The sequence below is a fragment of the Lederbergia citrisecunda genome (genome assembly GCF_018343695.1).
Taxonomy (GTDB): Bacteria; Bacillota; Bacilli; order Bacillales; family Bacillaceae_C; genus Lederbergia; species Lederbergia citrisecunda.
In genome coordinates, this window is the sequence record NZ_JAGYPJ010000001.1 from 3774957 (window position 1) to 3790151 (window position 15195).

Here is a 15195-nt window from a genome sequence, read left to right on the forward strand (position 1 = left end):
TCGGTTTGAATCTTATATTGAATAAGGTATTCGAATGGAGTTGGGCAACGATGATGATGGTGGATAAAAATCCCAATTCAGTAAAGGATATTGAAGTGCTAGATCTTGTCTGGAATAATACGACAGATGCCATTTTTACGATTGGTCATGACGGCGCAATTATTAACGCTAATCCAGCTTTTGAAGAGCTTTTTGGATGGAGTGTTAGTGAAATAATAGGGCTTTCGTTTCCGCCCTTCTTTTCTCATATTACAAAAGCAGAACATCAAGAATTTCTGCAAAAGTTGCGAGAAGGCCGAAATTTTCCTTATGTCGTTTCGAAAAGAAAACATAAAGATGGATCGGTGCTGGATATTATTGCTTCTTATCGATCGATAAATAATCAAGACATTATTGCTGTTGGTATGTACAAAAATTTCACCGAGCAAATGAAGATTCAACGGTTACTTCAAACGAGCGAAGATACGTATCGAACACTTGTTGAATCTTTAACAGAAGCCATTATTGTTCAAAGACATGGAAAAATCATCTTTCTAAATTCTGCTGGAGTAAAGTTATTTGGACAGAAAAGATTAGAGGATATTATTGGGAAATCGATTTGGGATTTTGTATCTAGCAAGCAAAAAGAAACGTTTGAGAAAATGTTTATTCGCGTATTGGGACAGAATAATATGGACAAAGCGTTGTCAATCAGTGGGGAATTTATACGATATGACGGGAAACTAATTTGTGCAGAAATAAAAGTAATTGCAATTAAATATCAAGGGGAATCATCTCTCCAAATTCTTATTCAGGATATATCGGAAAAACGAAATTATGAAGCACAATTAGAGTATTTAGCATATCATGATCCCTTGACAGGGCTAAAAAATAGAAGAAAGTTTACTACAATAGTTGAAGAATCGATAAAAGAAGCAGAGATGACAGATGAAAAAATAGCAATCATGTATATTGATCTTGATAATTTTAAAGCAATCAATGATTCACTAGGCCATAATGTAGGGGATGAATTACTCCAACAATTTGCAAATAGATTAAAATCAAGTCTTAGAAAAAATGATGAACTATGTCGTGTTGGTGGAGATGAATTTCTAGTTCTCCTAAAAAATATTACAGATAATGAACAAATAGAAAAAGCTGCCATGAGAATGCAATCGATTTTCAATGCTCCATATACAATAAATAATGTTACATTTGATGTGTCCTCAAGTATTGGTATATCTGTGTATCCTGAACATGGAACTCTTGTAAGATATTTAATTTCTCATGCAGATCAAGCCTTATATAAAGCAAAGGAAAACAAAAATAAATATGTTTTTTATTCATAAAAAAGGAATTTGAAAAAGGGGCTTGGAATCCAGGCTCCTTTGATTTTTTAAATTCAAATTCGAGACTTTTAACTTGATTATTATCATTTGAATATCCAACAACTAAGGAAAAGTCAAAGCATGCAGACTGTTTGTCATAAATTCATCAGAAGAACTTGAATGGGCATTAAAGAATACAAAGAGGGGAAAATTGAGTATACAAACTAAAAAGTAGGTATTGAGAATCAGTTTTTTTCAGGAGGTAATATTCATGAATATAGTAGCAATTATTGGCAGCAATCGTAAAGAATCTTACAACAAGAAAATTACTACTTTTCTTCAAGAACGTTATCAAGATAAGCTGAATATTGAAATATTGCCAATTGAAAAGATGCCAATATACAGTGAAGATGAAGAGTTTAATCCAATAACAGAAGTAAAGGAAATTAAGAATAAGATTTCAGAATGTGATGGAATTATTATTGCTACACCTGAATATAACCATTCCATCCCAGGGATTTTAAAAAATGCTATCGATTGGTTTTCTAGGGTAGATACAGTTATGGTAAATAAACCAGTTATGATTTTCGGATGTTCAACGGGTACGTTAGGAACAGTGCGTGCTCAGATACATCTTCGTCAAATTCTTCATTCACCGGGAATTTCTGCACTTACATTACCTGGAAATGAAGTTTATATTAGTTCTGTCAGTGAAAAAGTAGATAAGTCGGGTAAGTTGATTCATGAGCCTACGATTTTATTCTTGGATCGAGTGATGAAAAATTTTGTGGAATGGATTGAAAAAAACAAATTGGCAACTAATAGGTAATCATAGTTGTTTAAAGATCTTATATCAATAAAATGAAAAATCTGAACGGGTATACCCGTTCAGATTTTCAGAGACTGAGGAATAAAGCTAAGACTTCATCCAAGAATATGACTATTGTTATGTATTATATTATTTTTTTTGCAATAAAAAATTCCCTTACTAAAACAGCAGACTGAGGAAACTGTAATCCTAATTGCCAAGCTCCAACGCCTCTTAAGCGATAGTCAACGACAAGTTGTAATTTTTGGGCTCGAGCTCTTGCGTCTTCATACCATACTATGTGTCTCTTTCCAGTTTCATCATAATAGGTATAATAAGGCTGCTGATATTCCGTAGAATATTGGATTGGCACTTGATACTTCATAGCTGTATTTATTGCTCCAGCTACAGAAACAGCACGTGCACTAACTACATTTCCATCAGACATGGTCCAGTCGTATCCGTAACGAGGAACACCAAGAACAATTTTATTTACTCCCATATGGTTAAGAGCATACTCGATTGATTGCTTTACTTCCTTTATAGGAGCAACAGGACCAGGAGGACTGCTCGCTTCATGCCAGTCATAAGCCATAATAAAAGCAAAATCAACAGCAGCTCCAATTCCTCCGTAATCATATCCCTTAAGCCATGAAATTTCATCGCTCGTTTTTGCAGGTATAGCAACAGTTGTATAATATCCCTCCGGCTTCAAGCGATCTCTTAAGGAGTGTAAAAAATCACTATATAAATCCCTTTGACCTTCAGGAATCCGTTCAAAATCAATGTTTACACCAGCATAGTTTTTGTTCTTAACCAAATTATAGATATTATTAATTAACCTGTCTCTAATTACGGGAGAGCTTAATACTTTTTCTGTTAATGTGGGACTAAATCCCGTCGATGTCAAGTTTGTAATCACGACAAGGGGAGCAACATGATTCTCCCTAGACAGTTGAATAAGTTGCTGATCATCTAAAGTGCTTAAACTTCCATCTTCAAGAATATGGTACTCAAAAATACCAAAGAAAGTATTAATAGGTGCAAACGATTGAACGATCATTTTATTTGTTTCAGGGGTAGAAGGTGTTATATAACTAAAATTTTCAGATTCATACTTAGGTCTAGGAGGTAAATATAGTCTCATTCCAATCATGATCACATTGGAGTGTAAACCATTAATAAGACGAATTGTTTCAACTGGAATTAAACTCATTTGGGAAATGGTATACAACGAGTCCCCAGGTTGAACTGTATACATATTCGTTGGAATGAGTAAATCTTGTCCGGGGACTAATCGATCTGTAGTTAATACGTTAATAATACGTATGCTATCCATCGTTACTTGATATTTTGTAGCAATGGAGAATAAGGAGTCGCCCGTTTTTACTACATATATAAACATACAGTTACCTCCTCCCGTATTAGTAATTAATTTAAATATATGTCATTGTATGTTCGTTCATCACAATGATATGTAAAAACCCACTTATAAGGTTAAGTAGCTGATTCTAGGATGTTGTGATATTTAACATCCACTGTGAAAACTGCACTTTGCCCGAACAGTGTTACATTAAACAAACGATTCATTGGATCAACCATAGACCTAGTTAAGATTAATAAGTTGCCAGGTACATATCATCTGTCTTTTAGAATTTTCAGTTGAATAAGAAGCAATTTTCCTACAAAGATTAATCTTCATGGACATGGTTATGCATGTCAGATAAAAAAACTGGAGGAATTTATTTTGAAAAGTGGAGCAATGGCAGCAAGTAGCTTACTTACACCGAGTAACTGCACTTTAATCATGATTGATCATCAAACTCAAATGTTTGCTGGGGTCGAATCAATTGGGCGTCAGACTCTTGTTAACAACACTGTGGGATTAGCAACAGCTGCAAAGGTTTTCAATGTATCGATTATCCTTACTACCATTAATGCAGAGGGCTTTAGCGGACAGTTGTTGCCACAGCTTCAGGCAGTATTTCCTGAACAGAAGCCAATCGATCGAACGAATACGAACACGTGGGAAGATGAGAATGTGGTAGCTGCAGTTGAGAAAACCGGACGTAAAAAGCTGATTATGGCGGCACTATGGACTGAGATTTGCTTGGCATTCCCAGTTCTGAGTGCAATTGAAGCGGGTTATGAGGTTTATTTTGTAACGGATGCATCTGGCGGTGAGACGACGATAGCACACGACACTGCTGTTCAACGTATGATTCAAGCAGGGGGTATTCCAGTGACATGGCTTCAAATTTTATTTGAACTTCAACGTGACTGGGCAAGAGAAGAGACAGCAGGTGATGCAATTAAGACGGCAATTGATTACACTGGTGCTTATGGGGTAGCACTTAATCAATACCTAAAAGCTAAGGGAAATAAGGGAAGTAAATAAAAAATTTTCAATAATGATGAGAGATAAAACAATTGAAACAAACACTAAGAATAGTACTTTATTAGTCAGCTGGTCTCGGGCCAGCTTTCTCTCCTGTATTTTCAACAGTCATGATCGGTCGAACGGTTATGTCTCCATTCACACGAATTTGACAAGATAAGCGCAAACAGTCTTCAAATAAATCCTCATTTATCCCTTTATTAGTAAAGGCTTTTTTCTCTTTTTTCGTTACTTCCATAAAATTACCTGCCAATACTTCTACCCTACATGTTGTACATCTAGCATTTCCACCGCAGCGATGGAGGATATTTACGTCATTATCTTCGAGAGCTAGTACTAATCTTTTCCCCATCTCTACTTCAAATGTTTCTCCACCGAATACTGTTACGTTAGGCATGTTTTATTCCTCTTCTCTAATATTATTGATGTCTCCCTTATCACACCAGTTAGAAAAAGTTTGTAGATAGGAGTTTTTTCTTAGGGTGTATACACGTATCTATTTTTATACAAAAAAGTACTGGATACATCGTTATAGAATGGTCCAAAGAATGAAGATACATAATAAATACATACGGTAACAAACTATGGTAGGAGGTGTGTCTTCGTGAACCATTCGAATTGTGATTTTTCACCAATGAAACAAATTATTAAAAAGGAGATTCGCCAAGTCATATCAGAACTCCAGAGTAATTTAGAAGCGATGGATAATGAAGACTATTGTCTTCTTGGAAATTTTGAAAAAGTTAAAGAGCATTTTATATCCATCGATATGAAAGCTGCTAATTTTTATTTGAATTGTTATTTAGCTCCGTTTACTGATAAATATCCAGATCTATCAATGTGCGTTCAAAATATGTCTCATCGTATGCATGGCGGGTTAATTGTCATTCAACGAGAAGATTCTCTTGATGAATTAATTCAACCGGGTATTCCAATTGGAGCCGATTTGACCCATTCATTATTAGAATCCATATTCTTTCCGGGAAATCCACTTCATGATGGTGCTGTAATGATAAATGCTAATCAGATCGTATCCGCAGCAAATGTTCTCCCACTTTCAGACAGATTTTTCGGTGATAAAAAACTTGGTACCAGGCACCGTGCCGCTTTAGGTTTATCTGAACGAAGTGATGCACTCGCACTAGTAGTGTCAGAAGAGACTGGTAGGGTTTCATTCGGATTCAAAGGAAACCTTTATCCAGTTAATACTGGTAGGTCCTATTAATGGTAATTATGCAGAATTCATTATAAATTATTGATTTTTGATGTAGGGCGAAATGCCCCTTTCTTCGAATTGGGGACGAATTCGCCCTTTTTGAGATTTTTACTTGATTCTCTATCAATTGAGTAGTAAAGTGATATTAACTAATAAAAACTTTTGACAATATGTCTTGTTAAAAGGGGGATTATGTATGAGTCATGTTTATAGCGATATTATTCAATTTAGAGGGAATCATTATGATTTTGGCTATATGCAAGGGGAGTTGTTAAAGGAATCTTCTATTTTGTCTAATCGTGAAAAGCAATGGGCTTCAATGAGAAAACGTCATTTTAATATAAATGAAAAAGAAGCGGTTCATCTATTCACCAAATTTATTCCAAGTATGTTGGATGAACTACATGGGTTAGCAGAGGCTCTAAACTGGCCAATGGAGGATGCTTTAAGAGACTTTGGAGGTTACTATGTTGAGTATGAGAAAAGTGGATGCTCCATTTTAACTGGTTCTGAGTTTTTAGTTCGAAATTATGATAGCCATCCTGGTTACTACGAAGGACGGTATACCATTTTTCAGCCAACAGATGCGGGCTATGCGGTTATAGGTCCTTCAATGCAAATAACAGGACGTACCGACGGAATGAATGAAAAAGGGCTTGCAATGGGCTATAACTTTATTAATCGGGTCGGATCAGGAAATGGATTTGTATGTAATATGATTGGCCGAATTATTTTAGAAACTTGTGCTAATGCAGAGGATGCCATCTCTTTATTAAAAGAAATTCCACACCGAACATCATTTAGTTATGTATTGTTAGATCCGAATGGTGAGACATATGTTGTAGAAGCTTCACCCAGAAAGGTAGTAGCAAGAAAGTCGAATATTAGTACGAATCATTTTGAAGTATTAACTGAAGAAAATCGCTATCGTATGGATGACTCTTTAAGAAGACAGAAAGAACTGGAAAGACAGAAAAGGGATGATTTGGATATACGTGATGCATTTCGAATATTGAATGATAAAGAAGATGAAATATTTTCTGGCAAATATGACGCTTCGGCAGGAACGATACACACATCTGCTTATGTACCAAGAGAAAGAAAGGCGTTGTTTGCAATTGGTGGTGATCGAATGCCGGTAATCTTTGATTTTAAACGCTTTTTAGAAGGTGAAAATATAAATATTACACGAATCAAGGGTATTCTTAATTATGATACACCATTTATCAATATGGGTATGATTAACAACGTATAGTATGACTGTTCAATTAATTTGATATTCAAACTTGACTTTCTATCACTTGAGTAGTAAAGTGATATTAAGGCTAGCGGGGGGGCAATAAAGTGCTTAATAATACACTTGGGTCGTTAATCTGGCTTCGTTTAATGCGTTTTACAAATCAAAGTAACCAGTTATCGAATGAATTTTTAAAGCAATTTGGTTTAACTACTGCTCAATTTGATGTACTTATTCAAGTTAAGACATATCAACCACTTACACAGTGCGATTTAGCTGAAAAGGTAACGGTTACCCAAGGTGGTATTTCCCGTATGCTCGCACGACTTGAAAAAGAAGGCTATATAAATAGAAAACAAGACTGGAAAACGAAAACGATTAGTCTAACAGAAAAGGCTGAATCCATCTTAAAAGAAGCTATGCCAGCGCAACTTGCGTTTCAATCATCATTTTTTGATGATGTATTAAATGAAGAAGAAAAGAAAACACTATATACACTCATGACGAGAGTGCACAAATACAGCCAAAAAAGAGAATTACCAACTGAGTAATTTTTTTTACATCATCACTTGATTAGTCAAGTTAAAAAGGAGGAAACAATATGTTTAAAATACCTGGCCATCACCATATTTCGATGATTACGAAAGACGCTAAAATAAATAATTATTTTTATCAAAAAGTATTAGGACTGCGAAGAGTGAAAAAGACCGTGAATCAAGACGATCCTTCGATGTATCACTTATTTTACGGAGATTTGACAGGTAGTGCAGGAACGGAGCTATCGTTTTTTGAAATGCCTTATGTAGGAAGGACACATCGTGGCACAAATGCCATTACTCAAATTGGCTTACTAGTTCCATCTTTTGAAAGTCTTGAATTTTGGAAAAAGCGTTTTGAGTTAATGAATGTTAAGCATAGTGACATTACAAAATATGCTGGGCGAGATGCTCTCCATTTTGAAGATTCCGAAGGACTGCGAATGGTCCTATTAAATAATAACGGTGAATATGTTCCAGAATATTGGTCAGCTTGGAAGGATTCTGTCATCGAAGAAGAACATCGTATCTTAGGGATGGGAACGGTCGAATTAACAGTCCGCCATTTGGAAAAAACAGCTAGAACATTACGCGACATGTTTGGTTACATTGAAGTCAGCCGTTCAGATAGCGAAGCCATTTATCAATCAATTGAAGGACAATCATTCGGTGAAATTATCATTAAGCAGCAAGATGGGGAAAGGGAAAAACCTGGTAGAGGAAGTATCCACCATTTGGCGATTCGAGTAAAAAATGAGGAAGAATTACGTTTTTGGGAAGGTGTTGTAAAAGAACGAGGCTTCCACTCAACTGGAATTGTCGATCGTTTTTACTTCAAGAGCCTATACTTCCGTGAATCCAATGGCATTTTATTTGAGATTGCAACAGATGGTCCTGGATTTACTGCAGATTCAACAGTTGAAGAATTAGGAAAAGCATTAGATTTACCACCGTTCTTGGAAGAAAGACGTGCAGAAATTGAAGCAAAATTAGCACCAATAGATTAAGAAGGAGTGAAGGGGCATGGAGAAATATCGTATTGATCCAAGTAAAGGGATTCAATTCGGTTTATATTCGATTGGAGATCATTTATTCAACCCACATACAGGTGACACGATTAGCTCGGAACAGCGAATTCGAGAACTAATAGAGGCTAGTAAGCTTGCTGATGAGGCAGGACTTGATGTTTTTGCAGTCGGAGAAAGTCATCAAATCCATTTTACGACACAGGCACATACGGTCATTTTAGGGGCGATTGCCCAAGCGACAAAAAATATTAAAATTGCCAGCTCGGCAACAGTGTTGAGTGTATCAGACCCTGTCCGAGTGTATGAAGATTTTGCCACAATTGATTTAATTTCCAAAGGGCGAGCGGAAATTGTCGCTGGACGTGGCTCACGTGTTGGGGCATATGATTTGCTCGGATATAATGTTCGTGATTATGAGGAATTATTTGAAGAAAAATTAGAGCTTCTTCTGAAATTGAATAATGAAGAAAAAGTAACATGGGAAGGACAATTCCGAGCACCGCTTGAAAATGCAATGATCCTTCCGCAGCCTTTGAATGGTCATTTGCCAATCTGGCGCGCAGTAGGAGGACCTCCTGCTAGTGCGATTAAAGCTGGATATGCTGGAGTACCAATGATGCTGACAACGCTTGGAGGTCCTGCCATTAACTTTAAGGTTTCAGTTGATGCGTATCGTGAGGCAGCAGAGCGTAGTGGTTTTGATCCAGCAACATTGCCAATCGCAACGACAAGTTTATTTTATACAGCAGAAACTTCTCAGGATGCTCTAAGAGAATCCTATCCACATTTGAATGCTGGTATGCTCGCGTTACGAGGTGGGGGCTATCCTAAACAACAATTTGCGCAAGCGACTGATCATCGAGATGCGTTAATGATAGGTAGTCCACAGCAAATTATCGAAAAAATGATTTATCAATACGAACTGTATGGACAGCAGCGTTTTATGGCACAGATTGATTTTGGAGGCGTCCCATTTGATAAGATTATGAAAAATATTGAATTAATTGCTACAGAAATTATGCCAGAAATTAAGAAATATACGAGGGGTAATTAATATGAAAATTGTAGGAATCTCGGGCTCAAATGTAGGAAATAAAACAAGGATCGCGATGGACTATACACTTAATAAAGCTCGTGAAGAATATCCAGATGCAGAGATTACATTACTAGATTTAGCAGAATATGAAATGGTCTTCAGTGATGGACGCAATTATTGGGAATATGATGGCGATACAAAGTATGTAACGGAGACGATCATGGGAGCAGACGCTATTATTATCGGAACCCCAGTGTTTCAAGCATCTATTGCAGCCACTTTAAAAAATATTTTTGACTTGTTACCCGTTAATGCTTTTCGAGATAAAGTGGTAAGTATTCTTGTAACAGCAGGAACACCGAAACATTATTTAATGGCTGAGCAACAATTAAAGCCAATACTTTCCTATATGAAGGCACATATCGTCCCTACGTATGTATTTATTGAAGAAAAGGACTTTTATCGTAACGAAATAGTGAATGATGATATATTATTCCGGATTGAGCGTTTAGTAGAAGATACCGTGCTACTTGTAGATGCTTATGTAAAAATTCGCGAAGCAAAAGATGCACAATATGATTTTTAATTGAATGAACGGTTTGATGGAGGCACTGTAGATGGAATTTGTGAAGTTAATTGAGAAGCGTCGCTCAGCAAACAATTTTATAAAGGACGTTCATATAACACCTGAAGATTTAAATTTGATTTTCAATGATGTAAAGCTTGCGCCTTCTTCATTCAATTTGCAACATACAGAATATATCGTTGTGATCGATGAAGAAATGAAGGAGAAGGTTCGTGAGGCAGCACATGGTCAATATAAAATACATTCCGCTTCTGCTGTTATATTGGTGACAGCAGACAAGCAAGCGTATGAGCAGACTGAAAGACTACATCAAGGGATGTTACATCTGGGAGTGCTAACAGAATTCGAACTAAAAGATATGATTGAAGAAAATATTCAATTTTACGAGGGACGTGGGGAAGCTTTTAAAAAAGAAGATGCGATCCGTAATGGTTCTTTGTCTGCTATGTTCTTCATGTTGGCAGCGAAAAACCGCGGGTGGGATACTTGCCCAATGATTGGATTTGACCAAGAGCAAATACGTGCATTATTAAACATCCCTCATACACATGAAGTAGTAATGATGATTACGATAGGAAAAGAAAAGGAAAGTAGCCGAAGGTTGAGAGGTTACCGCAAACCAATTGGAGAATTTGTGACGTATGTATAAATTTGATAAATACACCCCTTTCTCATTTTGTATGAGATAGGGGTGTATTTCAATGAGTTTAATAAGTTGCTAGAGAGGTGCTTGTCGGCGAAATTAGGGGGCGTCAATGATTTAGTATGACTAAGGCAAGAAGGTCGAGGTGAATACATTCAACCACGACCGATACACATTTTATTAGGTTTAAAATAACCCTAAATCCCCTATTCTTCTTGCAGCTTCCCTTAAACGATCTTCCGTTGTCAATAAGCCAACCCTTATATAGCCCTCACCGTATTCCCCAAATCCAATCCCTGGTGCAACAGCTACATGGGCTTTTTCCAACAATAGATTAGCAAATGCTTCAGACGTATAACCGTCAGGAACTTTTAGCCAGGCGAAAAATGATCCAGGAGGAGCTTGGACATTCCAACCAATTTCGTGCAAGCTTGAAATAAGTGCATTTCGTCTTATCTCATATGTTTCATTTAATTCTACCGCACATTCCTGGGAGCCTAATAACGCTTCTGTCGCTGCATCTTGAACTGCCCCAAATAAACTAACGTATAGATGATCCTGTAAAAGATTAATAGCTTCGATGACGGAAGGATTCCCTACTGCAAAAGCTACACGCCAACCAGCCATATTATATGTCTTGGACATCGTATAAAGCTCTATGCCGACATCCTTTGCCCCTTTAGCTTGTAAAAAACTGACCGGCTTTTTGCCATCAAAGCCGATGGCACCGTATGCAAAATCATGTACAACACAAATATGATGCTTCGACGCAAAATCCACCGTCTCATTAAAAAAGTTAAGATTCGCTACAGCTCCAGTTGGATTATTTGGATAATTAAGGATCATCATTTTTGCTTTTTCCTTAACCTCCAATGGAATTTCTTCGAAGCGAGGTAAAAACTGATTTTCAGCTTTTAGTGGCATCATTTCCATTTTGACATTTGCTAGTGCTGCACCTGACCAATAATCTGGGTAGCCTGGGTCAGGAACAAGCATTGTATCGCCAGAATTCATAAGGCATTGTGGTAATTCTACTAAACCGGCCTTCCCACCGAATAAAACAGCTACCTCCGTTTCAGGATCAAGTTCCACATCATATTCTCGTTTATAATACTCGGCAACTGCTTTTTTTAGTTCAGGTTTACCACGAAATGGTGGGTAGCGATGGTTGATTGGCTCCTCAGCAGCGCTTTTTAAACGATCCACAATATGTGATGGAGTTGGAAGATCTGGATTTCCTTGGCCCAAATTAATGACGTCATGGCCATTGGCTATGTATTGATTTACTTTTTGTACGAGCGAGGCAAAAAACTGTTTAGGTAATTGCTTTAAAACGTCCGAAGTTTCAAAATTCTTCATGGTGACACCTCTATAAAAATATTGAATTTTCCTTTTCATTTATAGTTATTTATGAATTATGGTTTTCGCTTATATACAAAACCTTACTGAAAATAGCTATATCCGTCTAGCTTCAGCGCCTATCGACTAGCAAACTTCCTGTCCTTTTCCCTACGATAAGGAAGCCAGACTCGTCCCTCGTCGTGTTTCCTTTATCTCAGTCGAAGGCCCTGAAGTTTGTACGTCGATGAACAGTCGCTTGCGCTTTTGTCCTTTAAAATGTTATAACGAAAGATAATGTTTGTAAAGCGCAGAAAATTGCAAGGGGGAGTTTGGATTGAAGTGGAAGATTGGTTGTATTCAAATGGATATTGCTTTTGGTAATCCTGAGAAAAATTTCACTGCTGCAGAACAATGGTTTGAAAAAGCAGCGAAGGAGCAATGTTCCATCGTAGTATTACCTGAGTTATGGACGACGGGATATGACTTAACACGCTTAGATGAAATTGCACATGAAGAAGGAACGGATGTCCTGCAATTTTTACAAGAACAAGCTAAAAAACATAAATTTCATATTGTTGGCGGATCGGTTGCAAAAAAAGTGGATAGCGGCGTGACGAATACGATGTATGTGATTGATAAGGATGGTAAGCTCGTCCATGAATATAGCAAGCTTCATCTCTTCCAGCTTATGGATGAACATTTATTCTTACAGGCTGGCGAAGACGAGCCTATTTTTACAATTGATGGAGAAAAAGCAGGAAGCTTTATTTGTTATGATATAAGATTCCCAGAATGGTTGAGAAAATCGGTTATGAGTGGAGCGAAGGCCTTGTTTGTTGTTGCGGAATGGCCAACCCCACGAGTAGACCATTGGCGAATTCTTTTACAAGCTCGAGCTATTGAAAATCAATGCTATATCATTGCATGCAATCGAACAGGTGCCGATGCTAATAATGAATTTGCTGGACATTCGATGATCATAGATCCGTGGGGAACCATTATTTCCGAAGGTGGTTCAGGGGAAGAACTGTTAATAGGTGAAATCGATCTACATGAAATCGACGAAATCCGAAGTAGAATACCAATATTCGACGATCGTAGACCAAATAAATATTGACAGGCAGTTTATATTCCCGCATAATGTGTTCATTGAACTTAATACGATTAACTTATCTAGAGTGACCGAGGGATCAGGCCCTATGACGTCCGGCAACCTCCAAATATAGGAAAGGTGCCACTTCCTGCGGAATGAGACCATTCTCGGAGATAAGTCGAAAATATATGACGATTTTTCGATGCCTCTTTCAATGGAAAGAGGCATTTTCCTTTATAGAGCAAGTTTTTAAATCTCGTTGCGCTTTTCTAAATTTATGAGGTGGACATGATGATCAAAATACATAATGTTACAAAAAAATATAAAACAAAAAGTGGAGAAGTCATTGGAGTCGACAATGTTTCACTTACAATTGAAAAAGGAGAAATCTTTGGTATTGTCGGATATTCTGGTGCAGGAAAAAGTTCACTACTACGCTGTTTGAATCTCCTGGAAGAGCCTACTTCCGGATCTGTAATTATCAACGGGATTAATTTAACGAAGCTTGCAGCAAAAGAACTCCGCAAAGCGCGTCAGAAGATAGGGATGATTTTCCAACATTTTTATTTAATAAGCTCCAAAACGATTATTGAAAATATTATTTTCGCCTTAAAAGCGGCAGATTACCCGAAGGCAGATCGAGTAAAAAGAGCAGAAGAGCTGCTTCAAATGGTAGGACTAGCAGATAAAAGGGATGTGTACCCGGCACAATTGAGCGGTGGCCAAAAACAGAGGGTAGGAATTGCACGGGCGCTTGCTAATAATCCAGATGTTTTATTATGTGATGAAGCGACATCTGCCCTTGATCCAAGTACTACAAAATCTATCCTAGCCTTATTGAAGGATATTAATCAAAAGCTTGGATTGACGATTGTTTTGATCACGCATGAAATGGAAGTTGTGAAAGAGATTTGTGATCGAATGGCTGTCATGCAAGATGGTAAGATTGTGGAGGAAGGATCCGTTTATGATATTTTTGCAGCACCAGAGGCAGAACTAACGAAACACTTTATTGGTGACATTCTTCAATTGGATATTCCTGAGAAATTGATTAAGGAATGTACAGGAGCGATTGTTAAAATTCAATTTAAAGGCTCTAAAGCAGGCGAAACAGTTGTTTCCGATATGCTCCAGCTTCATCGTGTAAAAGGGAATTTCTTACACGGTAAGATTGAATATATTCAAGAAGAACCGTTAGGCATTTTTATTTTAGAAATTATAGGTGAGGAAGAAGAAGTGGCTAAGGCCGTTACATATTTGCAGGAAAGAACGGGTAATGCGGAGGTGATGACGGATGGTTATTGATCATATTATCGAAATGCTTCCAGATTTGAATAAAGCATTTTTTGAAACAATCTATATGGTTGGCATCTCGCTTCTCGTAGCTATTCTCATCGGGCTTCCATTAGGAGTTATCTTGTTCGTGACAGATGAAGGAATGTTTTTGAAAAATAAATTCGTAAAAACAATCGTCGGCTTTTTAATTAATTTAATTAGATCGATCCCTTTTATCATTTTACTTGTATTACTCATTCCTTTTACGATGTTGATTGTGGGAAAAGTAATCGGTCCTACCGCGGCCTCGGTTTCAATATCAGTTGCAGCTATTCCTTTTTTTGCAAGAATTGTAGAAACGGCTTTTCGTGAAATCGATAAAGGAGTCATTGAAGCATCTATTTCAGTAGGTGCGACCCCATGGATGATCATTAAAGATGTGCTCATCCCCGAGGCAAAATCGAGCATTATACAAGGAGTTACATTGACAACTATTAGTCTAGTTGCATACTCGGCGATGGCTGGGGTCGTTGGCGGCGGTGGAATTGGGGATTTAGCCATCCGTTATGGTTATTACCGCTATGATACAGTTATTATGTTTACAACCGTGTTAGTGTTAATTGTTTTAGTGCAGCTTATTCAATTACTTGGAGATCGCTGGGCAAAACATGCAGATAAAAGATAAAACTTC

Annotated in this window: 16 protein-coding genes and 1 riboswitch; of the genes, 13 read left to right on the plus strand and 3 right to left on the minus strand. The window is 37.3% G+C overall.

Features of this window, described 5'->3' with window-relative positions:
* Positions 1–17 precede the first annotated feature (17 nt).
* Together KHA93_RS18470 and KHA93_RS18475 are read left to right on the plus strand one after the other, a co-directional pair.
* Positions 18–1328, plus strand: coding sequence for a diguanylate cyclase domain-containing protein (locus KHA93_RS18470; protein WP_213112058.1), 1311 nt, complete (start codon positions 18–20; stop codon positions 1326–1328).
* 250 nt (positions 1329–1578) lie between these two features.
* On the plus strand, positions 1579–2136 hold the full coding sequence (locus tag KHA93_RS18475) for an NADPH-dependent FMN reductase (protein ID WP_213112059.1): 558 nt from the start codon (positions 1579–1581) through the stop codon (positions 2134–2136).
* Between the two features lie 124 nt (positions 2137–2260).
* On the opposite strand, the gene KHA93_RS18480 is transcribed toward KHA93_RS18475, so the two are convergent.
* Complete coding sequence (locus KHA93_RS18480) at positions 2261–3520, minus strand: glycosyl hydrolase family 18 protein (protein WP_213112060.1); 1260 nt, start codon at positions 3518–3520, stop codon at positions 2261–2263.
* Between the two features lie 357 nt (positions 3521–3877).
* Between KHA93_RS18480 and KHA93_RS18485 the strand changes: the two genes are divergently transcribed.
* Complete coding sequence (locus tag KHA93_RS18485) at positions 3878–4513, plus strand: hydrolase (protein WP_213113028.1); 636 nt, start codon at positions 3878–3880, stop codon at positions 4511–4513.
* Between the two features lie 61 nt (positions 4514–4574).
* Here the strand turns inward: KHA93_RS18485 and KHA93_RS18490 are convergent, their stop codons facing one another.
* A complete protein-coding gene (locus KHA93_RS18490) occupies positions 4575–4910 on the minus strand; it encodes a 2Fe-2S iron-sulfur cluster-binding protein (protein WP_213112061.1) in 336 nt (111 codons plus the stop codon).
* 207 nt (positions 4911–5117) lie between these two features.
* On the opposite strand from KHA93_RS18490, the gene cdaS reads away from it, so the two are divergent.
* The 7 genes from cdaS to KHA93_RS18525 all read left to right on the plus strand — a co-directional run bounded on the left by cdaS (position 5118) and on the right by KHA93_RS18525 (position 10801).
* Complete coding sequence (gene cdaS, locus KHA93_RS18495) at positions 5118–5738, plus strand: sporulation-specific diadenylate cyclase CdaS (RefSeq protein ID WP_213112062.1); 621 nt, start codon at positions 5118–5120, stop codon at positions 5736–5738.
* 187 nt (positions 5739–5925) lie between these two features.
* Complete coding sequence (locus KHA93_RS18500) at positions 5926–6984, plus strand: C45 family autoproteolytic acyltransferase/hydrolase (protein WP_213112063.1); 1059 nt, start codon at positions 5926–5928, stop codon at positions 6982–6984.
* 89 nt (positions 6985–7073) lie between these two features.
* Positions 7074–7517, plus strand: a complete 444-nt coding sequence (locus KHA93_RS18505) for a MarR family winged helix-turn-helix transcriptional regulator (RefSeq protein WP_213112064.1) — start codon at positions 7074–7076, stop codon at positions 7515–7517.
* Positions 7518–7567: 50 nt separating this feature from the next.
* Positions 7568–8509, plus strand: coding sequence for a ring-cleaving dioxygenase (locus KHA93_RS18510; RefSeq protein WP_213112065.1), 942 nt, complete (start codon positions 7568–7570; stop codon positions 8507–8509).
* Between the two features lie 16 nt (positions 8510–8525).
* Entirely contained in the window at positions 8526–9584 is a 1059-nt protein-coding gene (locus tag KHA93_RS18515) for an LLM class flavin-dependent oxidoreductase (RefSeq protein ID WP_213112066.1), read from the plus strand.
* A 1-nt stretch (position 9585) separates the two neighbouring features.
* Positions 9586–10152 (plus strand): NADPH-dependent FMN reductase, encoded by a 567-nt coding sequence (locus tag KHA93_RS18520; protein WP_213112067.1) that lies wholly within the window; start codon positions 9586–9588, stop codon positions 10150–10152.
* 31 nt (positions 10153–10183) lie between these two features.
* Positions 10184–10801 carry a nitroreductase family protein gene (locus tag KHA93_RS18525; RefSeq protein ID WP_213112068.1) on the plus strand — a complete coding sequence of 206 codons (618 nt, stop codon included), beginning with the start codon at positions 10184–10186 and terminating at the stop codon, positions 10799–10801.
* A gap of 180 nt (positions 10802–10981) precedes the next feature.
* Here KHA93_RS18525 and KHA93_RS18530 read toward each other — a convergent pair whose 3' ends face one another.
* Entirely contained in the window at positions 10982–12154 is a 1173-nt protein-coding gene (locus KHA93_RS18530; protein ID WP_213112069.1) for a pyridoxal phosphate-dependent aminotransferase, read from the minus strand.
* Positions 12155–12470: 316 nt separating this feature from the next.
* On the opposite strand from KHA93_RS18530, the gene KHA93_RS18535 reads away from it, so the two are divergent.
* The 3 genes from KHA93_RS18535 (at position 12471) to KHA93_RS18545 (ending at position 15189) form a co-directional block, all read left to right on the plus strand.
* A complete protein-coding gene (locus KHA93_RS18535) occupies positions 12471–13253 on the plus strand; it encodes a carbon-nitrogen family hydrolase (RefSeq protein WP_213112070.1) in 783 nt (260 codons plus the stop codon).
* Positions 13254–13302: 49 nt separating this feature from the next.
* A riboswitch (SAM riboswitch) is annotated at positions 13303–13409 on the plus strand.
* Positions 13410–13520: 111 nt separating this feature from the next.
* Positions 13521–14534 (plus strand): methionine ABC transporter ATP-binding protein, encoded by a 1014-nt coding sequence (locus tag KHA93_RS18540; RefSeq protein WP_213113029.1) that lies wholly within the window; start codon positions 13521–13523, stop codon positions 14532–14534.
* The gene (locus KHA93_RS18545) at positions 14524–15189 is read left to right on the plus strand and encodes a methionine ABC transporter permease (RefSeq protein ID WP_213112071.1); all 666 of its coding nucleotides are present in this window, start codon (positions 14524–14526) and stop codon (positions 15187–15189) included. Before KHA93_RS18540 ends, KHA93_RS18545 begins: the two co-directional genes overlap by 11 nt.
* Positions 15190–15195: the final 6 nt, after the last annotated feature.

Bases quoted from the DNA above. Each gene is read 5' to 3' on its own strand.
- KHA93_RS18500 (WP_213112063.1), top strand. From the start codon at position 5,926: ATGAGTCATGTTTATAGCGATATTATTCAATTTAGAGGGAATCATTAT.
- KHA93_RS18490 (WP_213112061.1), bottom strand. From the start codon at position 4,910: ATGCCTAACGTAACAGTATTCGGTGGAGAAACATTTGAAGTAGAGATG.
- KHA93_RS18525 (WP_213112068.1), top strand. From the start codon at position 10,184: ATGGAATTTGTGAAGTTAATTGAGAAGCGTCGCTCAGCAAACAATTTT.
- KHA93_RS18520 (WP_213112067.1), top strand. From the start codon at position 9,586: ATGAAAATTGTAGGAATCTCGGGCTCAAATGTAGGAAATAAAACAAGG.
- KHA93_RS18510 (WP_213112065.1), top strand. From the start codon at position 7,568: ATGTTTAAAATACCTGGCCATCACCATATTTCGATGATTACGAAAGAC.
- KHA93_RS18540 (WP_213113029.1), top strand. From the start codon at position 13,521: ATGATCAAAATACATAATGTTACAAAAAAATATAAAACAAAAAGTGGA.
- KHA93_RS18530 (WP_213112069.1), bottom strand. From the start codon at position 12,154: ATGAAGAATTTTGAAACTTCGGACGTTTTAAAGCAATTACCTAAACAG.
- KHA93_RS18475 (WP_213112059.1), top strand. From the start codon at position 1,579: ATGAATATAGTAGCAATTATTGGCAGCAATCGTAAAGAATCTTACAAC.
- KHA93_RS18545 (WP_213112071.1), top strand. From the start codon at position 14,524: ATGGTTATTGATCATATTATCGAAATGCTTCCAGATTTGAATAAAGCA.
- KHA93_RS18515 (WP_213112066.1), top strand. From the start codon at position 8,526: ATGGAGAAATATCGTATTGATCCAAGTAAAGGGATTCAATTCGGTTTA.
- KHA93_RS18485 (WP_213113028.1), top strand. From the start codon at position 3,878: ATGGCAGCAAGTAGCTTACTTACACCGAGTAACTGCACTTTAATCATG.
- KHA93_RS18480 (WP_213112060.1), bottom strand. From the start codon at position 3,520: ATGTTTATATATGTAGTAAAAACGGGCGACTCCTTATTCTCCATTGCT.